Here is a 21806-nt window from a genome sequence, read left to right on the forward strand (position 1 = left end):
TATCTACTATCTTTGAAAACAAAAATAATAATTATGAATACTCCCAATTGGAAAACAGCAAAAGAATACACCGATATAACCTATAAAAAATCTAATGGTGTTGCCAGGATAGCTTTTAACAGACCTGATGTAAGAAATGCATTTCGTCCAAAAACTACCGCCGAACTACTTGACGCCTTTCACGATGCGCAAGAAGATACATCAATTGGGGTAGTTTTACTTTCAGCTGAAGGTCCTTCATCTAAAGACGGCGTATATAGTTTTTGTAGTGGGGGCGATCAAAAAGCACGAGGACATCAAGGTTATGTAGGGGAAGATGGATACCACCGTTTAAATATTCTTGATGTACAACGTTTAATTCGTTTTATGCCAAAAGCAGTTATTTGTGTTGTACCAGGTTGGGCTGTTGGTGGCGGACATAGTTTACACGTGGTTTGCGATTTGACGTTAGCTAGTAAAGAACACGCTATTTTTAAACAAACCGATGCCGATGTAACAAGTTTTGACGGGGGATATGGAAGTGCGTATTTAGCTAAGATGGTAGGACAGAAAAAAGCCCGTGAAATCTTTTTCTTAGGAAGAAATTACAGCGCACAAGAAGCTTTTGAAATGGGAATGGTAAATGCTGTTATCCCTCACGCCGAACTGGAAGATACAGCTTACGAATGGGCGCAAGAAATACTTGCAAAAAGCCCTACATCTATTAAAATGTTGAAGTTTGCCATGAACCTAACCGATGATGGAATGGTTGGGCAACAAGTATTTGCTGGTGAAGCTACTCGTCTTGCTTATATGACGGACGAAGCAAAAGAAGGTCGTGATGCTTTTCTAGAAAAACGCAAACCAAATTTTGATAAAAAGTGGTTGCCATAGTATAATGTTTCTGTAGCAACTAGCATTTTATAATATAGTAAAGATATTTAAACGGATTTCAAAAGTATCAATTAAGCATAAATGGAATTTGTCCGAAATCATATTGAAAGTATATCAAAAATATCTGATGAGGATTGGCATTACTTTTCCTCTAGATTAATAGAAAGAAATTTTTCTAAGAAATCCGTTTTTTTAAAACTAGGAGAGATAGAAAACTACATTTCTTTTATAAAATCTGGGGTTGTCCGATTTTACCTGCCAAAGGAATTTGTAGAAAAGGAGGTAACCTTTAGTTTTAGTTTTAAAAATCAATTTGTAAGCGCCTACGATTCATTTTTAACCAGAAAACCTTCACTTTACGAATTGGAGGCTTTATCAGATACACATATGTATAGCATTTCCTACGCCGATTTACAGGATGTGTATGCCAATACTCAATTTGGAAATTTAATTGGCAGACTAACTGCCGAACGTCTTTTTCTTATGAAATCGAAGCGGGAGCAGTCTCTTCTTAACGAAACTGCTGAGGAGCGGTATTTAAAGCTTTTTAAAAACCGTCAAGATTTTATTAATGATATCCCACTAAAATACATCAGTTCCTATATTGGAGTGACGCCACAAGCCTTAAGCCGTATTCGGAAGCGTATTAATTGATTTAGGTTCATTGTTTGGCTTGGCTATTGCAAGTATGTTTGTAAAAAAAAATAGCTAATGACAATATTGATATTTATAGTGGTACTTTGGTACGGAGGATTATTTTTCCAAACCTTCTTCTTACACCGCTATGCCGCTCACCAATCCTTTACCATGTCTAAACTCAACGAGAGAATTACGTTTGTGTTAACTTGGTTTTTTCAGGGTTCAAATTACTTAAGTGCTTATGGATATGGCGTTATGCACAGAATGCACCACGCCTATGCCGATACTGAAAACGATCCTCATTCCCCAAAATACGATGCCAGCGTTTTTTCAATGATGTGGCGCACTAAAAACATATACGCCGATATAAATGAGAAACGCATTGAGGTGGACGAAAAATATACCAAGAATGTTCCACAATGGGAACGCTTTGACAGTTTTGCAAGTTCTTATTTTTCTAGAATTATTTGGAGTATACTGTATTTCGCATTTTTCTTTTATTTCGCAACTGCTTGGTGGCAATGGTTGTTTTTTCCGGTAGCGCTATTTATGGCACCTATTCACGGAGTAATTATTAATTGGTACGCACATATCTACGGATATGTTAACTTTAAATCTAAGGACACCTCAAAAAATCTTTTGCCTTTTGATTTTTTAATGATGGGTGAGGGGTACCACAACAATCACCACAAACACGCTAGTCGCGCTAATTTTGGAGGCGTTCGCTGGCACGAGGTTGATATTACTTATAAAATAATGCAGGTTTTACACGCCTTAGGAATTATAAAAATTAAACCTATTAGCCAAGTGGTTAGAAGAGAAGTGTAACAACTTAAACGTTTAAATAAAATCCGCTTTCTTATTTTAGGAGAGCGGATTTTTTATTTACACTATTAACTAATATGTGAGGTTTATATACGTACGTGTAAATGCGCCTTAGTGGAAGCAAAAAATGGGATGAGAACTATGAAAGTTATTGAGGAAAGATTATTAAACGTTTTATGCGTATTGATAGCTGGTATACCAAATTAATATTTATCTATGAATATATGTATTTGATTTCGTTTCGTTTAATGATTCCCATGAATCTTTAAATTTTTTATGAATTAAATAAAAATATCCTGTCTTACCTTACAAATCGCTTCTGAAACCTCTTCAATTAGTTTTGCACACATCAAAATAAAATCATTGTTGACATCGATTAATGTTGACATTTCAGAGGCATCTCCTTCCTCAAAATAATTCTCGCCAGGAAATTTTATCTTAAATGGTAATATCTCTGATTCAGCTACTAAAGTATTATAGCTTCGTCCTTTTCCGTGTTTTAGTACGTTAATTGCACAAATAAAAATAACAAAGCGTTTATTAATTTTTTCGTTTCCTGATTGTATTAAAATCTTTTTTGCTTCTTCAAAGCCATTATTACAATTTAAACGGTCTTGTAAAATTGATTCAAATAAAGAAAACATTCCTATTGCCGTGATTGTTTTTTGCAATTCAATCATTTGTAAGTTTTTTACCAGAATAGTTGAACCACTTATTTGAGGTGGTTTTACAATTTTATCTTCCACTTCTTTCAATGAGTCTAAAGTAAAAGTAGTACTTCCGAATATTAGTTCACTAAAGTTATGCATCTCATTATTTTAGTATTGGCTAACGATAAAACTATATTTCAACTGTTTGTTTTTTTAATAATTGCAGTTACGGATAAATTTACGAGATTTTTAGGTTTAGCATTGACTTTAGCAATTATGGGTGGATTCGGACGTAGTCGTATCCGCCGAAATTGCGGTTTTACATTGTTGTGCTTAGTACTTTATAGTTTATCTGTATCAAACTCCCTATTCAGTTCAGTTTGTTTTGATTTTATTTTTTTCAATTCCAATTGACTGTCTACAAAGTCAGAAATTTTAATTATTCTTTCGTGCATATCTGTTGCACTAAATTCAATTAATCTTCTCTCATAGTGTGAAAAGTCATTTCCAATTTTGAAAGTGTTATTAATACTATTTGCTAAAGATTTCAAGTTTTCCAATTCCGCGTTAATGCTTTTAAAGTCTTCTTTGTTTTTAATTATTAGTTGGTCATCTTGTATATCGTAGAAATGCCTAATAATTTGCCCAATTGTTTTTCTATTCAAGAGGTTTTCATAAGTTTTTGGTAATTGATCTTTAAGAAAATCTTTAACCAAAATCTCAAGTGCTTTTCTGAAAATCATTCCAGAACTTTCCTTAAAGCCTATTGAATTTATTATTGTTGCTTCTCTGAAAATGTCATAGAAATTAGGACTAATCTCAATGATGTTTTCTTTGCGAATTGGCTCATATGGATTATCCCGCTTAATTGCTTCAATCCATTTTCTGATATGATATTTGAATTTATTCCATTCTTTATGTTCGAATGATCGTTCATCACCATTGGAGGTCGTGTAGTTTGTTCTATAACCTTGACTATTTTTTCTAAGTTCAGAATGAATGTATACACTTCCTTTGAAATCTACATTAATTGAGTTGTCTGATTTTACAACACTCAAATACATTGGTATTCCAATTTGAGTAATTAATTGTTGTAGTTCTAAAATTTCCCTTTGGTTAAATATTTTTCCTTTCTCTATCAATGTTCTATTTTCTGTATTAAGCACAACTCCTTATAAAGCAATATTCACATACTTTATATCTCGAGATTTTAAAGTTTAACAATCAAATATAACCTATATATTAAAACTTTAACATAAAATATTAAGGAGTTGTCAACTACTTATTTACATGAAAAAAAGCACCTCAGAAAACTCTGAGATGCTTTTTGAGTAATTAATCCTGTATTTTAATATGCATCGTCGTGTACATTTGCAACGGCACGACCGCTAGGGTCGTTCATATTTTTAAAACTTTCGTCCCAATCCAATGCAACTTGACTACTGCAAGCTACACTAGGTACGCTGGGTACCGTTAAGGCTGCGGCATCACTAGGGTAATGACTTTCAAAAATGGTGCGGTAGTAAAACTCTTCTTTACTAGTAGGCGTTTGTATCGGGAAACGATAATGCGCATTTGTCATTTGCTCGTCTGTTACTTTATTGTTTACCATTTCTTTTAAAGAGTCAATCCAGCTGTAACCTACGCCGTCGCTAAATTGTTCTTTTTGGCGCCAGGCAACAGCTTCGGGTAGCATATCTCCAAAAGCTTCGCGTAACACCCATTTTTCCATGGCTTGTTTATCATGAGATCCTTTTTTACCAGCGATGATCATTTTGTCTTTAGGGTTTAGTCGCATAGCCACATCCATAAATTCTTTGTCTAAGAATGGCACTCGACCTTCGATTCCCCATGAAGCTAAAGATTTGTTTGCACGTAAACAGTCGTACATATGTAGTTTGTCTAATTTACGTACATTTTCCTCGTGAAAATCCTTTGCGGAAGGAGCTTTGTGAAAGTAAAGATATCCACCAAAAATCTCGTCGGCTCCTTCGCCAGAAAGCACCATTTTTATACCCATTGCCTTAATAGCACGCGCTAATAAAAACATTGGGGTAGAGGCACGGATAGTAGTTATATCGTAGGTTTCCACGTGATATATCACATCGCTGATGGCATCAAGCCCTTCTTGAATTGTAAAATTGATTTCGTGATGTACAGTTCCTAGATGATCGGCAACCAGTTTGGCGGCGGCTAAGTCTGGCGAGCCTTCTAAACCTACGGCAAAAGAGTGTAACCTTGGGTACCAAGCATTCTCAATATCTCCAGATTCTACTCGCTTATCGGCATATTTTTTAGCTAGGGCAGAGGTGATGGAAGAGTCTAAGCCACCAGAAAGTAATACGCCGTAAGGCACATCACTCATTAGCTGTCTTTTTACTGCAGCATCTAGAGCTTGGCGTAAATCGGCAATACTGGTTTCATTTTCTTGAACCGTACCAAACTCCATCCAGTCTCTTGTGTACCACCGCTTAATTTCACCCTCACGGCTATCTAAATAATGACCAGGAGGGAAGAGTTCAATTTTGGTACACGTACCCTCTAGGGCTTTTAATTCTGAAGCAACATAAAAGGTTCCGTTTTGGTCCCATCCCATATACAGTGGAATTACGCCCATGTGATCGCGAGCAATAAAGTAATTATCATTTTCGATATCATAAAGTGCAAAGCCGAAAATTCCGTTCATTTCGTCAAGAAAAGCTGCACCTTTTTCTTTATACAATGGCAGAATTACTTCACAATCACTTTTAGTTTGAAAGTCATAACCGTTTAATTGCTTTCTCAATTCGGTATGATTATAGATTTCGCCGTTTGCGGCCAACACAAGGTTACCATCACTGCTATAAAGTGGTTGTTTCCCTGATATAGGGTCTACAATAGCTAGTCGCTCGTGAGCCATAATAGCTTTATCATTGGTAAATACACCGCTCCAGTCTGGTCCGCGATGACGAATAGTTTTTGCCATAGATAATATTTGAGATCTTAATGCCTCAGAGGGCTCTTTTAACTTGAATGCACATACAATTCCACACATAATTTGAATATTTGGTTAATAGTTATTTAGTTTTTACAATTTCACTGCTATTTCGAGTATTGATAAAATTATCTAGCGGTGCCCTAGCACTTTTTGGTCCACGAGCGGTGTCGAAGAGACAAAAAAAAAGCCCGTCAGGTAAAAAACCTGACGGGCTATATATCGCGACAAGTTTTTGTTACGGCAGCTCGTTATTATTATTATTATTAAAGCTAACTAATGACATAAACTTGTTTTTTTATAATTATATATTGCTAATGTATGCTAAAAATACTATTAAAACAATAATTTGTTGAATTATATTAAAATTTAGGGGAAATCCCCCTTGAATTTAATATTATCTCAATTTTGGAAATTCACTTGGATTTGCTTCGTGCATAATGCTATAAACTTTTTCATAAACATCTTCTACTGATGGTTTAGAGAAATAATCTCCATCGGTCCCATAAGGAGGTCGGTGATCTTTAGCTGAAAGGGTTTGTGGCTTGCTATCCATATATCTATAACCTCCTTGTTCTTCAATAACGTGATTTAATATATAGGCTGAAGCTCCACCTGGAACGTCTTCATCGATAACTAACAATCTGTTAGTCTTTTGAACACTTTTAACAATATCGTGATTAATATCTAGCGGAAGCAATGACTGAACATCGATGATTTCAGCATTAATCCCGGCTTGTAGCAATTCTTTAGCAGCTTCTTCAACGATACGTAAAGTACTTCCATAGGACACTAAAGTTATATCTGTACCCTCCTTTATTGTTTCTACAACCCCTATTGGAGTTTTAAGTTCACCAAGGTTGTTAGGCATCTTTTCTTTCAAGCGGTAACCATTTAAACATTCAATTACCAATGCTGGTTCGTCTGTCTCTAACAGTGTGTTATAGAAGCCTGCTGCCTTGGTCATATCTCTTGGCACCAAGATATACATACCGCGTAGTAAGTGGATTAAACCAGCCATTTGAGAGCCACTGTGCCAGATTCCTTCTAAGCGGTGACCTCGAGTTCTAACAATTAGTGGAGATTTCTGCTTACCATTTGTTCTGTAACGGGTAGTAACTAAATCGTCACTCATAATTTGAAGACAGTATAAAATATAATCTAAATACTGAATTTCAGCTATAGGACGTAGTCCACGAAGTGACATCCCGATACCTTGCCCTAAGATAGTAGCTTCGCGAATTCCTGCATCGGCAACTCTAAGCTTGCCGTACTTTTCTTGCATTCCTTCTAAACCTTGGTTTACGTCACCAATTTCCCCGGCATCTTCACCAAAAATTAGAACTTCTGGATGTTTGCTAAAAATAGCGTCAAAATTATCACGTAAAATTACACGACCATCAACTTCTTCCGCATCATCAGAATATGTAGCAGGCACTTCTTTTACTGTTTTGGCATTTTCTTCAGCTTCAGAGTAAAGGTGGGCACTGTATTTTGGTTGAATTATTTCGAAATAATTCGCAATCCAATCTTGTAATTGTTTCTTTTCAGGAGAATCTTCTTTAACAACATAACGCAATGCTTTACGCGCAGCGCCTAGTATGTCTTTACGCAATGGACTTTTATCAGCCTCTAATTCGTTTTTAATCTTCTCGATGAAATTTTTATTTGCACTGTTTTCCGCTAGGTTTCCTAACAATAAAACAGCTTCTTCCTGTTCTCTTTTTTGTGGATTTAAAAAAGCATCCCATGCCGCTTTCTTACCGTCACGTACTTGTTTTTTAATATCTTTTTCAATCTCAGAAAGCTCTTCCTCTGTAGCAATTTCATTGGCGATCATCCATTCGCGCATTTTTAAATTGCAATCATTTTTTGCTTCCCAATCTAGGCGCTCTTTACTTTTGTAACGCTCGTGCGAACCACTAGTACTATGGCCTTGAGGTTGAGTAAGTTCTTGTACGTGAATTAATACCGGTACGTGTTCTTCGCGAGCTATCTTAGACGCACGGTTGTAAACCTCTATAAGCTCTGGGTAGTCCCAACCATTTACACGAATGATTTCATAACCATCTTCTGTATCGGTACGTTGAAAACCTTTAAGGATTTCAGATATATTTTCTTTTGTAGTTTGATATTTTGCGTGAACAGAAATGCCGTATTCGTCATCCCAAACACTCATTACCATTGGTACTTGTAAAACTCCAGCAGCATTAATGGTTTCCCAAAAAAGACCTTCACTGGTACTTGCATTTCCAATAGTTCCCCAAGCTACTTCATTTCCATTTATAGAAAAGTTTGTTTTGTCTTCTAAGCCTTCTACATTTCTGAAAATCTTTGAAGCTTGTGCTAAACCTAATAAACGAGGCATTTGCCCAGCGGTAGGTGAAATATCTGCACTACTATTCTTTTGTTCTGTTAGGTTTTTCCAACTTCCATCTTCATTTAAGCTATGCGTAGCAAAGTGACCTCCCATTTGTCTTCCGCCACTCATTGGGTCTACAGTGATATCGGTATGTGCGTAAAGCCCAGCAAAAAACTGTTGTATGGTTAATTCGCCAATAGCCATCATAAATGTTTGATCGCGGTAGTATCCACTGCGCCAATCTCCTTTTTGAAATGCTTTTGCCCAAGCAAGTTGAGGGACTTCTTTTCCATCTCCAAAGATCCCGAATTTAGCTTTACCTGTAAGTACTTCTCGTCGGCCTAGTAAACTACATTCACGGCTAGTTACAGCAATTTTATAATCGTTTAAAACTGTTTCTTTAAAATCTTCAAAAGAAATCTCTGTATTTATCTTAGGATCTGTCTGCATTTCTATAAATTTTAGGAATTGCAAAAATAGCAAATTTAAGGGGGTTTTACAACGCCAAATTGTTTAGTAGAAGTTAATTAAAAATTAATATTATTAACTATTCTCTTTTAGTCTTGAATCCTTTAACAATCAGTAGTCTAAGGAGTAGAATAAACGGAAAACCGTGAAACAATACATCAAACCAATCTGCAGCTTGCATCCCATTAGCTCCTCCCGCAATCCATTTTAATTTTCCCCACAGATGTGGTTCGGGCATAAATGGAGCTAAACCTAGAGTTAGACAAAGTAGAATAATTATACGCCAGTTGTTTAGGAAATCCATATAGGGAGTTTATAGTTTATTGTTGTTTGAATGAAGCTATCTTATAGAATTTGTTTTTTTATATATAAACTTTCTTTAATACCATTTTCTAGTAAACAGACCAAGTAGCGTTTGAGGGCTTAAGGTTACTATAAAACGAACCTTTTCGTCATAGTGGGGAAGGTTAGGTTCAAACCCTAAACTTGAATAAAGAGGGAAGTAGAGTTCGAAATAATCTGCTACCAAACTCAATCTAATTCCACTGTCAAAAACAGCAGAAGTACCACTGTGTGTATTGTGAACTAACCCTACATCGCCATAGGCATATATCCATTTCCATATATTAGTACTTGCATTGGCTGTTACCATCCAACTATTTGCGAAAGCAGGTTCCAATTGTGATTTAAATCCACCTTCAGCAATTACTAATTGTTGACTGAAAAGTCCAGAGTCTTCACTTCTTCCGTAATAGTTATAATCGAATAAATAATCGCTAGGACGGTCTAGTGCAAAACTGAAAAAATCTTCATTCTCACGCGTATCGTTGAAAAGAAAAACCCCTGCAAAAAAGCGTAAGTTTAATTGTCGATTGCTTAAAAATAGCTTGCGATACTCCAAGTTTGCTGAGAGTTTACTGAATTTAGACGAAATTTCATAGTCCACTACAGACCTAAAATAATTAATAAGGTTTGGATTTGAATAGACGTACTGAATATTGTAAACACTGTAATTTGGTTCTTGATCGGGATCGTTAGGATCATTATCCTTATAAACGTTTATGTTTCTAAGATTGATAAATTGTTTTTCATTATCTCTTAAATCATCGTTTCGAAAAGAGAATGTGATATAGGGTGTGAATTTTTTATAGAACAAACCACGATCGTAGGAGTAGTAATTTCCTGAAAAACCATAGCGCATTCTGTAAAGTTTGTCTTCATCTAAATATTGAATATAACTAACAGATGCACCACCTACTAATTTCTTAGAACGAAAACCATATTGGGGTTCAAAACTAAAGTGAACTGGTTTGGGTAACACAGTTTTGTTGTATAGTCTAATACCTGCAGATACCCCGTCGTACAAATTATACTCGAAAATTGGCATAAAGAAAAACTGGGTGAAGCTTGGATCTTCTACATCTTGAAAAAGCCTAAATTGGATAGGTTTATCTAATAAACCGTCTACAGTTTTGTAATTGTTTCGACGGTTGTATTCAGGAATTTCTCCATTGTGATTAAGTACTAACTTCTTAATATCCTTAGACGGAATTGTAATGGTGCTTATGCTGTCAATAGGCTTGGTCCAAGTTTTATAAACAACATCGTCTTCATTTAAGCCGTATAAACTAACGGGCAGTTTAGATTTTCTATTGTTTTTTATAGAAACTATAAGGGAATCGCCTTGTTTTTGAACTTTCTTAATTTTAAAATCTATGGTTTTTCGAGTGTTTGCAAAATCCTCAAAAAACCAATTAATAGGAAGGTCAGTTTTTTCAGACAGAAAAGTTTCGAAATCTGAAGTTTTTACTGGTTTTAGTCTATTTTTAATATAAAATTCTCTGAAACTTTCACTAAGTATATTATCTCCTAAATAATCCTTTAAATATTTAAAACCACTACCACCGTAATAACCATTGGCAATATTCATATTAAATTTCAATAACGAATCCTTTGAAGTAGTAAGTGGTTGTTGAATATTATTACGAGCCATATTCAAGTAGAGTAGCGGATACTGATCGTTAAATTCGAGATTTGCTGCATGTGCCCAACGTATTACCCACCAATTACTTAAACTTCCAATTATTTTCATATTAGGGTAGTAGGTATCTACATACTCCATCATTAAATAAATCTGCAAAGCATCCTGTAACCAAAAATCATCTCTAGGATTGAAAATTAAAGTATTGTCTATATAATGGCGGGTAATGGTTTTGAGATGTTCCATGTCATATTCAAAACCATCAGGAAAAGGACTAATAAAACTCGGGAGTTGATTTAAACCGTAAACAGGATTTGTTTTGTAATCTGTTTCACTAACCACTATTTTTTCAAAAGGATAAGGCCCAAGTTTATTGTGTAGAAATTGAGCGACTCTATCAATTACTAAAGCTTGAACAGGAGGGTTTACACGACTGTTTTGAATATTTGTAACAATGCTAACTTTATCGGTTTCAATTGTTGTAAAACTTGGATTTCTTTCAATATATAAAACAGCGCTATTTCGGTCTTTTCCTTCTAAATGAATAGTCTTTTCTTTAGTAGAAAGGGTTTTATTTTCGACGTTTAAATCTGACGTTATATTGTATATCCTTGGGATGTTTAAGTTTATAGAAATATGAGATGGAGTTAAGTATAAATCATCTGTATTTTTATTGCTGTAAACTTGCCATTCCCCATCGTAAACAGCAGGGGAAATGTACCAATACCGCAGTTTGTAATTGTTGTTTTTGTCTACTCCATATCGCGTAAACTTATCGTCTGGCACTTTTACGGTATACTCTATATTGAAAGTATAATTATCACCTGGATTAAGAGGTTTGTCAGGAATAACTCTTAGAATATCTACTGTTTTATCACGTTGCCATTGTAGTGGAACAACCGAGTTGTTATAGATTTTGTGAATATCTGTTTTTCCTCGATTTTCTTTTTTCTCGAAGTGAAAAGCGCTCTCGTAATTGTCAGCAAAACGTTTACCTAACGGTGTTGTTTTAGCTGAAAAACTATTCGCCCAATCAAAAAAGTAAATTTCATTTAATGTATCTTTAGAAGTATTATTATACGTTATCTCCTGTTTAATCGAAATGGTTTTATTTGAAGGGTTTAGCGTAGCATTAATATTTATTGTATGCTGTGCCATTGCTTGAATAGTCAAGCAAAAGAAAATACAGTATAAAATACTTCTTGCTATCAAGATATCTTAATGAATTTAAATTCTGAACTGCTAGAAGAATACGATAAACAATAAATACCTCCTGAGTTATATGGAAAATTAAAAGTTCGGACTTAAATTATATTCGTTGTAGAATTCGTTTAAGATAACAAGCACTTCATCTTCAGTATCAACTAAATGAACTAAATCTAAATCTTCAACATTAATATTTTTTGCTTCAACTAATGTCGTTTTAATCCATTCAAAAAGTCCGCCCCAGAATTCAGTACCAACCAATATTATTGGGAACTTATCTATTTTATGAGTTTGAATAAGTGTTAATGCTTCAAAAAACTCATCTAAAGTTCCAAAGCCACCAGGCATTACAACAAAGCCTTGTGAATATTTTACGAACATAACCTTTCTCACAAAGAAATAATCAAAGTCTATGCTCTTATCGCTGTCAATATATGGATTGTCGTGTTGTTCGAATGGAAGTGTAATATTAAGACCTACAGAAGTTCCCCCTGCTAAATGAGCACCTTTATTTCCTGCTTCCATAATCCCAGGACCACCACCAGTAATAACACCATAACCGTTTTCAGTGATTTTTTTGGCAATATTTTCTGCTAGCTTGTAATGTTTGTGATCTGGTTTTGTGCGAGCTGAACCAAAAATAGATACACAGGGTCCAATACGACTCATTTTTTCGTATCCATTAACAAATTCTCCCATTATTTTAAAAATAGCCCAAGAGTCGTTTGTTTTTACTTGGTTCCAGTTTTTAGGTGTTAATTCGTTTCTCATATATTGAATAGTATTTTATTGTTAAAAATCATTATTTCCAAGCTATTAGGAATAATCCACTAAAGTAACTCTTTTTTAAGGAATCGCGCAGTATAACTTTTTTTGTGTTCTGCAATTTCTTCAGGAGTGCCTAGAGCCATCACCTTCCCACCTTTTCTTCCACCTTCAGGGCCTATGTCTATAATATAATCTACGGTTTTGATAACATCGAGATTGTGTTCAATAATTAAAACGGTGTTACCCTTATCTACTAATTTATTCAGTACTATCATCAATACGCGAATATCTTCAAAGTGCAATCCTGTTGTAGGTTCATCTAAAATATAAAAAGTATTTCCGGTATCTCTTTTTGAAAGTTCTGTAGCCAATTTAATTCGTTGCGCCTCTCCACCAGAAAGGGTTGTAGATTGTTGTCCAAGCGTTATGTAACCAAGTCCAACATCTTTTATGGTTTTTATTTTTCGGTGTATTTTAGGGATGTTTTCAAAGAAATCATCTGCTTCATTGATTGTCATTGCTAAAACATCATAAATAGATTTTCCTTTGTAGCGAATTTCTAAAGTTTCACGGTTAAATCGTTTTCCTTGACAGGTTTCACATTCTACATAAACATCGGGAAGAAAATTCATTTCTATCACTCTTAGTCCAGCACCTTTACATGTTTCGCATCTACCACCAGAAACGTTAAAACTAAAACGTCCAGGTTTATACCCGCGAATCATTGCTTCCGGAGTTTTAGCGAATAGATTTCTTATTTCAGAAAAAACGCCTGTGTAAGTTGCCGGATTACTGCGGGGTGTACGCCCAATTGGAGACTGATTAATATCAATAACCTTATCGATATTTTCAAGTCCTTCAATCTTTTTGTAAGGCATTGGTTTTTTTACACCATTAAAAAAATGAGCATTGAGAATAGGGTAGAGAGTTTCGTTGATAAGAGTTGATTTCCCACTACCAGAAACACCTGTAACGCCAATCATCTTTCCTAAAGGAAACTCAACAGAAACATTCTTTAAGTTATTGCCTGTAGCGCCTTTCAGCGTTAATTTTTTTCCGTTTCCTTTTCTGCGTTTTTCAGGAATTTCTATCTTTCTTCTACCGTTTAAATAGTCTGCTGTAAGCGTATCGTGTTTTTCAACTTCTTTTGGAGTTCCTTCTGAAACTATTTCACCTCCATATTTCCCAGCAGCTGGACCAATATCGATTACATAATCTGCGCTCTCAATCATATCCTTATCGTGTTCTACAACTATTACGGAGTTACCAATTTCTCTAAGTTGTTTTAAAGAGTAGATTAAACGCTCGTTATCCCGCTGGTGCAGACCAATACTAGGCTCATCTAAAATATAAAGTACACCTACCAGCTGTGAGCCAATTTGAGTTGCAAGCCGTATACGCTGTGCTTCTCCACCAGAAAGAGATTTTGAGCTTCTGTCTAACGCCAAATAAGTTAACCCCACATCAATTAAAAACTGAAGTCTAGAGCGCACTTCTTTTATAATTTCAGAAGCAATTTTTAGCTGCGTTTCTGAAAGATTTTTCTCTAAATTTTTAAACCAATCTGCCAATTCCACAATATCCATATTGGCGAGTTCGGCAATATTTTTCTCATTTACTTTGAAATAAAGTGACTCTTTGCGAAGTCGAGTTCCATCGCATTCTGGACAAGGAATTTTATCCATATATTCCTTAGCCCATCTTTTAAGAGAAGTAGATTCGTTAGCATCAAATGTATTTTGAATAAAGGTTGCTACTCCTTCAAAATCTATTTTATAACTTCTTGTAATTCCAAGTTCTTTTGATTCTACTTCAAACTTTTCATTTCCTCCAAAAAATATAATATCCTTTGCTTTCTGAGGAATACTCTCAAAAGAATCACTTAATTTAAACTTATATCGTTCGGCAATTAATTCTAACTGCTTAAAAATCCAATTACTTTTTTGTGGTCCGTGCGGAGCCAAGGCACCTTGTTTAATTGATTGTTTTGGGTTTGGAACAAGCTTATTTAGATTTACTTCATAAAGCTTCCCTAACCCTTTACAATTAGGGCACATACCTTTTGGAGAGTTGAAAGAGAAATTATTTGGCTCGGGATTAGGGTAGGAAACCCCAGAAGTTGGACACATCAAGGAACGACTAAAATATCGCGCTTCATTGGTCTCGTTATCTAAAACAATCAAAACATCATCACCGTGATACATTGCTGTATTTATGGTTTCCGAAATTCGTTTGTCGTTATCTGTTTCTTTAACTGTTGCCCGCTCGGTAGATGTTGGAACTTTTAACCTATCTATTACAATCTCAATATCGTGAGTTTTATAGCGGTCAACCTTCATTCCTTTAACAATATCTCGTACCTCACCATCAACGCGAACTTTTAAAAATCCTTGTTTGGCTATTTGCTCAAATAGTTCGCGGTAGTGGCCTTTACGAGACCGTATAACTGGAGCGAGGATGCTAACTTTCTTATTTGCAAAATCCTCAAGTATTAGACGCTTAATTTGTTCGTCACTATAACTAACCATTTTTTGGCCAGTATTGTAGCTATACGCATCACTTGCACGAGCATAAAACAAACGGAGGAAGTCGTAAATTTCAGTAATTGTACCCACAGTAGAACGGGGACTTTTACTGGTAGTTTTTTGTTCAATTGCAATTACAGGTGAAAGACCTTCAATTTTATCGACATCTGGACGTTCTAAACTACCTAGAAACTGTCGTGCATAAGCCGAAAAAGTTTCAATATAGCGGCGTTGTCCTTCAGCGTAGATAGTATCGAAAGCTAGCGAAGATTTTCCACTTCCCGAAAGTCCTGTAATAACAACTAATTTTTCTCTGGGTATACGAACATCAATATTCTTTAAATTGTGGACACGTGCGCCCAAAACTTCTATAAAATTCTCATTTTTCGACATAGTTTGCAAAGGTACTATTTCACCGCAAATTATAGACTTGTGATGGTTGAAATTTTTATTCTGAAGTGCTTAGAAATCAAGTAATCAAAGACGTTGTATATCCTTGCCTGTAGGTAATTCAAATACCTCTAAATCGAAGTAGGGAATAGCTGCCAATAGATGATCAAAAATATCTGCTTGAATATTTTCATACATTACCCAGCGCTTATCCTTACTGAAGCAAAATATCTCGATAGGAATCCCTTTGTCTGTTGGTGCCAAATGTCGAACCATCAAAAATAAATCTTTGTTTATAATTGGGTTTTCGTTTAGATAAGCATCGGCATAATGACGAAAAACTCCTAAATTCGTCTGATTACGGCCATTGATAAGCAATTCTTTATCAGCTTCATTTTGTGTGTTAAACTTAGAAACCTCCTTCTCACGGTGTTCTAAATATGGTTTAATTAGCTGAATCTTTTTGAATTTTTCAATATCTTCTGAAGACAAAAATTTTATGGAAGATTGCTTTATATAAATAGATCGTTTTATTCTTCTACCGTCACTTTCCTGCATTCCTCGCCAGTTCTGGAAAGAATCTGAAATTAGACTATAGGTAGGAATTGTAGTATATGTATTATCCCAATTCTGAACGCGTACCGTTGCTAGATTTATTTCGGTAACATAACCATCGGCGCCGAACTTACTAAAAGTAATCCAATCTCCAATTCGAACAATATCATTTACCGCAACTTGGATACTCGCTACAAACCCGAGTATGGTGTCCTTAAAAATAAGTAAAATTACTGCTGAAGCCGCCCCCAAAGTTGTCAAACTAACTAGCGAAAAACCAGTCAACATCTGTATAATATAAATTATACCAATTCCCCAAGTAAAAATCATCATTACCTGAACGTAGCTCTCCATAGGTTTGTCCCTAAATCGTTCGGTACCTTGAAGATAATTACGAGTGGATCGTAGAATACTTCTAAAAATATAAATTAAAAGAATTACAGTAAGAACCTTAGTGATAACCAATAGAAGATTGGTAATTAGAGGGGATTCTATAAAAATTATTGGAATTAGGTTGTGTACAATCCCCAACGGCAGTACGTGCGCAATATACCTTGGGAAATTACTTTTAACTAAATAATCATCAAAAGTTGAAACAGTCTTATTGCTTAATGCTTTAAAGGTTTCTATAATTAACTTTCTAAAGACAATGTCAAGGAAATAGACTACTATCCAAACAATGATACAATTTACAACAACGTTTAAGAAAATAGCCCATTGGGGATACATTCCTTCATTTATAAGGAAGTTCTGTAATAAGCAACTATATTCTTGTAGTGTATCTTGATTCATTATAAATATTTACGCTCAACATAAAAAGGTCCGAAAGGAAGTACAGAGCACATTACCACGATAAACAAATCGGCTATAGACCAATTAAGTTTTTTGTACATATAAATAGCACCGCCAACATAAAGCACGAATAAGATTCCGTGCGCCATACCAACAATTTGTACCATTTCTGGCATATCCCAAATATATTTTAAAGGCATAGCAATACCTAATAATACTAAAAATGAAATAGCCTCTAAAGTGCTAATGAGCTTGAATGTTTTTACTGAAAGTTCCACTATACTTTATTTTTTTCGCAAAGATACATCTTGAAATCTGCTCTGCTAAACTTTAAGACTAATTTAAGTGAAGAATTGTTTACTCATTATTAGTATCTTTAAAAGAAAAAATAAATGCCTTTACTTCTACAATCACCTACCGAAACAATAAAGCTTTCACTTCAACAATATTACGAGGAATTTCTAAGAATTTTACCTCGCATTGCATTGGCTATTTTGGTTATAATCCTTGGTGTTTTACTTGCTCAAATGTTAACGAGCTTCTATAAAAGACGTTTTCAGCAAAAATCTGAAGATCCGTTAATGTCCAAATTTTTGGCACAAGCAGTGAAAGTAATTTTAATTATTATAACTATAATGCTAGCATTACGAGTTGCTGGATTAGATGATATCGCTACGGGATTATTAACTGCTGTTGGTGGTGGAGCAATTATTTTAGGATTTGCTTTTCAAGATATTGGTAAGAATTTTTTAGCAGGTATTATTCTGGCTTTTAACAGACCGTTTAATATTAATGATACCATAAAAGTTGATGACATTTTTGGAAAAGTAAAGGAGTTGAGTTTTAGATATTCACATATAAAAACTTTTGATGGACGTGATATCTATATTCCAAATAGTGATGTGTTAACTAAACCAGTTGAAAATTATACAGCAGATGGCTTCTATAGAGTCGATTTCACAGTAGGATTGGGGTATGAAGATGATATTGATGCTGCTAAAAAGGTAATCCAAGATGTTTTAGATAACAACAAAGAAATTGTCCGCGATGGTGAGCACGAAAACTTTGTAATTGAAGATGAGTTGGCCGCAAGCACTGTAAACTTGAAAGTATTCTTTTGGGTAGATACTGTTGATTATAGAAGGGCTTCAAGAATATTACGTGGTATGATAATTAAAGAAGTGAAAGTCGCACTTGCAGATAGAGACTTCAATTTACCTTCAGATGTTGTTGAATTAAAACTTTATAAAAACAGTCCGGAAATTCCTTTTAAATTGAATAGAGGGGAGGAGGGTAAAGCATCTAATTAAACACTAATTGTTATTCACAAGGCAAGGGGACATTCATTGCTTTATATTTCCTCGTACTTCCAAAGTTAAAATGCCACCATTCTGTACGGATATTTTTAAAGCCAAATTTGCGCATTCCTTCAAAAAGAAGCTTACGATTTGCAAGCACTTCTTTGGGCAAGTTATAATTGTCTATATGTGCTTCTTTTCCGAAGTAATCGTAATCGCTTCCCATTTCAACATAACATCCTTCTAGGGTTTCTATGGTTATATCTACTGCAGCAGCTTTATTATGGATAGAGCCATTTCCATAAGGATTACCAACATATCCAGGGCGCGGGTATTTAGACCACATGAATTTCTGCACATCTAGTGGACGGTAGCAATCGTAAATTTTTATCCGGTATCCTTTTTCACAAAAATACTGGTTTGCTAATAGAAGGGCTTCAGCAACCTCTGGTTGTAAAAGACATTCTGCACAATCGTAAAGTGTTTCGCCAATAAAATTATTTGGAGTGGCGTAACGGATTTCATAGTTGAATTCCGTAGAAAGATCTTTTAGATTAACTAACTTCTCTTGTGAATTCAATTTCGGTGAAAAAATGAGGAATAAGAGTAAAATTACTGGAAGTTTCATTTTTCAAATTTAAGTAGAAATTAATAACAATAGAAATTGCATTTGGTAACTTTGAAAAAAACAATAGACATGAATAATTTAGAAAAAAAATCCGCTTTAATTACTGGCGGTACAAAAGGAATTGGTTACGGAATTGCCGAAGCATTACTCAAAGAAGGCGTTAATGTAGCAATTACAGGAAGAAATTTAGAAACGGCTGAAGAGGCTGCTAAAATGTTGAATGCACATGGAAACGACAGCGCTCAAGCTATAGGTTTACAAGCAGACGTAAGAAGTTTTGAAAGTCAAAAAAATGCAGTGGAGGCGGCAATTAATCAATTTGGAGGTTTAGATGTTGTTATTGCTAATGCTGGTTTAGGCCATTTTGGTTCTGTTGAAGATTTATCCATAGAACAATGGCAAGAAACAATAGACACTAATCTTACAGGCCCATTTTTTACTTTAAAAGCAGGTTTAGAGCAACTGAAGAAAAACAAGGGGTATTATATAAGTATCTCAAGTTTAGCTGGTACAAACTTCTTTAAGGGAGGAAGCGCTTATAATGCAAGTAAATTTGGGTTAACTGGTTTTTCACAAGCAGCTATGCTTGATCTCCGTGACTATGGTATAAAAATAAGTACAATTATGCCTGGTTCAGTGTCTACGCATTTTAATGGGAATGAGCCTGATGAAAAGGATGCTTGGAAGATTCAGAAAGAAGATATTGGAAAGTTAGTTGTAGATTTATTAAAAATGAACCCTCGAACCTTACCGAGTAAAATTGAAGTAAGACCAACTACGCCACCTAGCAAGTAAAAGTATTTTCAACTATTTAAATAAAAAAAGGCTGTTCAAAATGAACAGCCTTTTTTGTTGTTTAATCTTTGCTTTCTAACATTAGTTATTAGAAAGTAATGCTAAGAATTTATCAAGGTTTGGTAAGATTACAATTCTTGTTCTTCTATTCTTTGCGCGACCTTCTTTAGTTTCGTTTTCGGTTAACGGATGAAAACTACTACGACCAGCAGCAATTAGTTTTGCAGGATCTACACCGTAATTATCCTGTAATATACGAATTACAGCAGTAGAACGATCTACACTCAATTCCCAGTTGTCTTTAATATAAGCACCTGGCTTTACAGTTTGGCTATCAGTATGACCCTCAACCATAACTTCTAATGCTGGTTCGCTGTTAATTACATTTGCCAAACGCTCTAATAGGGGATTAGCTTTTCTGTTAACACGTGCACTACCAGAACTGAATAATAATTTATCAGAAATAGTAATCATAACTACTGTTTCATCAATATCAATTGTGATATCATCTTCTTCACCTTCACCAACTAATGAATTGTCAAGGTTTTTCTTAAGATTGTAAGAAACAATAAGATTCATAGAATCTTTTAGTGTTTTAGCTTCAGCCAATTCTTGGGGATCTACGTTGGCAAGAGCTTCTTTCATTTTTTCCTTATCATTTTCTGAAATAACAACACCTTCAAACTGTTGTAGGCGGTTGTTGTTGCTGTCCGTTAATGATTGGATTTTAGAATTGTAGCTAGCAACACGCTCTTCAATTTTAGCGTATTTTGCTTCAATTTCTTCTTTTTCAAGTTGAGTTTTTGCTAATGTAGAACGAGTATCATTGTATTGATTCTCCAATTCTACATACTTTTTTTTCGATACGCAAGAGGTAGCAAATAATGCTCCCGCAAGCATGGTTAGTGCAATAGCTTTTTTCATTTTACTAATTTTTAATAGGTTTGTATGGGACAAATATATGTGCCAACACTACAAATAATTAGTTAATAAGTGCTATTGTTTTGTTAAAGGGGTATTAAAGGGTCTATAGTACAAACCCTATAAGCCAATATAGTATAATAAATACTACGATTGTACCTATACAACCGCACTTACCTCCACCTATTTTTTTAGCACCCCAACCGGCAGCTAATATTCTAAGTAATTTTTTCATAACATTAATTTTTTGGTTAATTTTTATTCTTCTTTCTTAGTAGCCATTTGTAACTTATTCTTTCCAAAATCCAATGTGCGAATAGGGAAAGGGATGTTTATTCCAGCCTCGTCAAAGTTTTTCTTGATTAATTTTATCGCTTTGTGTTTTGCAGCTAAAACTGGCTTTGGACTTTGGCTGTCTATCCAAAACCTAGTGATGAAGTTTATAGAACTATCTCCAAATTCTTTAAAGAAGAATTCTACCTCTTCATTGCTTTTTTGTTTAAAATTTTCTGAAATAATTTTGATAACCAATTCTTCTACTTTTTGTAAGTCGTCTTCATAACCCACGCCACATTCAACAGTGATGCGTGTTCTTTTAGTCCATGAATGATTTACAAAGCTGTGTTCGATAAATATTTTATTTGGAACAATAAGGTAATCGTTATCAGTTTGTCTAAGTGTTACATTCCTCAAATCAATTTCTTCTACAAAACCGCTTTCGTCTTGAGTTTCTACGAAATCACCTATTCTAACCTTAGGTTGAAAAGACAGCATAAAACCTGATACAGTATTGCTTAAGGTTCCTTGTAAAGCAAAACCAATAGCCAAACCCATTACACCAGCACCAGCTAGTATTGAGGTGAGCATTTTGTCAAGTTGTAAAACGCTAAGCGCTATAAAAAACCCAATTAATAATACTACGGCGTAAAAAGATTTTGATAAAACTTGCTTGATTGATTCATCACTCATTTTTTTAAAAAGAACCTTGTGGGCAAATTTCTTTACCCCTTTGGCTATAAAATAAAATATCACCATTACAATAATGGCTACCGCCATATTGGGCAGTTTTAGAATAATCGCATCCAACCAACCATCGAGTTTGTCCCATAAACTAGAAATTGAATCAGTAATTGAAAAGTTTTGAAGTGCCATATAT

At 34.8% G+C, this 21806-nt stretch carries 18 protein-coding genes; 5 read left to right on the top strand and 13 right to left on the bottom strand.

Going from position 1 to position 21806, the window contains the following annotated elements; translation table 11 throughout:
• The first annotated feature begins 33 nt into the window (after nt 1-33).
• The 3 genes from RT250_RS06880 to RT250_RS06890 all read left to right on the top strand — a co-directional run bounded on the left by RT250_RS06880 (nt 34) and on the right by RT250_RS06890 (nt 2340).
• Nucleotides 34-873: a 1,4-dihydroxy-2-naphthoyl-CoA synthase gene (locus RT250_RS06880; protein ID WP_139854577.1), complete on the top strand. Its 840-nt coding sequence runs from the start codon at nt 34-36 to the stop codon at nt 871-873.
• 81 nt (nt 874-954) lie between these two features.
• Nucleotides 955-1527 carry a Crp/Fnr family transcriptional regulator gene (locus RT250_RS06885; RefSeq protein WP_313113357.1) on the top strand — a complete coding sequence of 191 codons (573 nt, stop codon included), beginning with the start codon at nt 955-957 and terminating at the stop codon, nt 1525-1527.
• A 57-nt stretch (nt 1528-1584) separates the two neighbouring features.
• Complete coding sequence (locus RT250_RS06890; RefSeq protein WP_313113360.1) at nt 1585-2340, top strand: acyl-CoA desaturase; 756 nt, start codon at nt 1585-1587, stop codon at nt 2338-2340.
• Between the two features lie 278 nt (nt 2341-2618).
• Here RT250_RS06890 and RT250_RS06895 read toward each other — a convergent pair whose 3' ends face one another.
• The 10 genes from RT250_RS06895 to RT250_RS06940 form a co-directional block, all read right to left on the bottom strand.
• A complete protein-coding gene (locus RT250_RS06895) occupies nt 2619-3146 on the bottom strand; it encodes a hypothetical protein (RefSeq protein ID WP_313113361.1) in 528 nt (175 codons plus the stop codon).
• Nucleotides 3147-3328: 182 nt separating this feature from the next.
• Nucleotides 3329-4129 carry a hypothetical protein gene (locus RT250_RS06900; RefSeq protein ID WP_313113364.1) on the bottom strand — a complete coding sequence of 267 codons (801 nt, stop codon included), beginning with the start codon at nt 4127-4129 and terminating at the stop codon, nt 3329-3331.
• A 206-nt stretch (nt 4130-4335) separates the two neighbouring features.
• A complete protein-coding gene (gene asnB / locus RT250_RS06905) occupies nt 4336-6021 on the bottom strand; it encodes an asparagine synthase B (RefSeq protein WP_313113366.1) in 1686 nt (561 codons plus the stop codon).
• A 337-nt stretch (nt 6022-6358) separates the two neighbouring features.
• A complete protein-coding gene (locus RT250_RS06910) occupies nt 6359-8773 on the bottom strand; it encodes an alpha-ketoacid dehydrogenase subunit alpha/beta (RefSeq protein ID WP_313113368.1) in 2415 nt (804 codons plus the stop codon).
• 97 nt (nt 8774-8870) lie between these two features.
• Nucleotides 8871-9095 (bottom strand): hypothetical protein, encoded by a 225-nt coding sequence (locus RT250_RS06915; protein ID WP_313113370.1) that lies wholly within the window; start codon nt 9093-9095, stop codon nt 8871-8873.
• A gap of 75 nt (nt 9096-9170) precedes the next feature.
• Nucleotides 9171-11930, bottom strand: coding sequence for a gluzincin family metallopeptidase (locus RT250_RS06920; protein ID WP_313113372.1), 2760 nt, complete (start codon nt 11928-11930; stop codon nt 9171-9173).
• Nucleotides 11931-12062: 132 nt separating this feature from the next.
• Nucleotides 12063-12749, bottom strand: a complete 687-nt coding sequence (locus RT250_RS06925; protein ID WP_313113374.1) for an LOG family protein — start codon at nt 12747-12749, stop codon at nt 12063-12065.
• A gap of 59 nt (nt 12750-12808) precedes the next feature.
• Nucleotides 12809-15664, bottom strand: coding sequence for an excinuclease ABC subunit UvrA (uvrA, locus tag RT250_RS06930; protein ID WP_313113376.1), 2856 nt, complete (start codon nt 15662-15664; stop codon nt 12809-12811).
• An 84-nt stretch (nt 15665-15748) separates the two neighbouring features.
• Nucleotides 15749-17008: a mechanosensitive ion channel family protein gene (locus RT250_RS06935; protein WP_313113378.1), complete on the bottom strand. Its 1260-nt coding sequence runs from the start codon at nt 17006-17008 to the stop codon at nt 15749-15751.
• The gene (locus RT250_RS06940; protein ID WP_313113381.1) at nt 17008-17286 is read right to left on the bottom strand and encodes a DUF3817 domain-containing protein; all 279 of its coding nucleotides are present in this window, start codon (nt 17284-17286) and stop codon (nt 17008-17010) included. The genes RT250_RS06935 and RT250_RS06940 overlap by 1 nt, the downstream gene beginning before the upstream one ends.
• Nucleotides 17287-17400: 114 nt before the next feature.
• Between RT250_RS06940 and RT250_RS06945 the strand changes: the two genes are divergently transcribed.
• Nucleotides 17401-18318 (top strand): mechanosensitive ion channel family protein, encoded by a 918-nt coding sequence (locus RT250_RS06945; RefSeq protein WP_313113383.1) that lies wholly within the window; start codon nt 17401-17403, stop codon nt 18316-18318.
• A 10-nt stretch (nt 18319-18328) separates the two neighbouring features.
• On the opposite strand, the gene RT250_RS06950 is transcribed toward RT250_RS06945, so the two are convergent.
• Nucleotides 18329-18934, bottom strand: coding sequence for a M15 family metallopeptidase (locus tag RT250_RS06950; protein WP_313113385.1), 606 nt, complete (start codon nt 18932-18934; stop codon nt 18329-18331).
• A 69-nt stretch (nt 18935-19003) separates the two neighbouring features.
• On the opposite strand from RT250_RS06950, the gene RT250_RS06955 reads away from it, so the two are divergent.
• Entirely contained in the window at nt 19004-19729 is a 726-nt protein-coding gene (locus RT250_RS06955; protein WP_313113387.1) for an SDR family oxidoreductase, read from the top strand.
• An 81-nt stretch (nt 19730-19810) separates the two neighbouring features.
• Here the strand turns inward: RT250_RS06955 and RT250_RS06960 are convergent, their stop codons facing one another.
• A complete protein-coding gene (locus RT250_RS06960) occupies nt 19811-20653 on the bottom strand; it encodes an OmpA/MotB family protein (RefSeq protein WP_313113389.1) in 843 nt (280 codons plus the stop codon).
• Between the two features lie 255 nt (nt 20654-20908).
• Entirely contained in the window at nt 20909-21802 is an 894-nt protein-coding gene (locus tag RT250_RS06965) for a mechanosensitive ion channel family protein (RefSeq protein WP_313113391.1), read from the bottom strand.
• Between the last annotated feature and the right edge of the window lie 4 nt (nt 21803-21806).

Source organism: Aequorivita sediminis (assembly GCF_032080575.2).
GTDB lineage: Bacteria > Bacteroidota > Bacteroidia > Flavobacteriales > Flavobacteriaceae > Aequorivita > Aequorivita sediminis.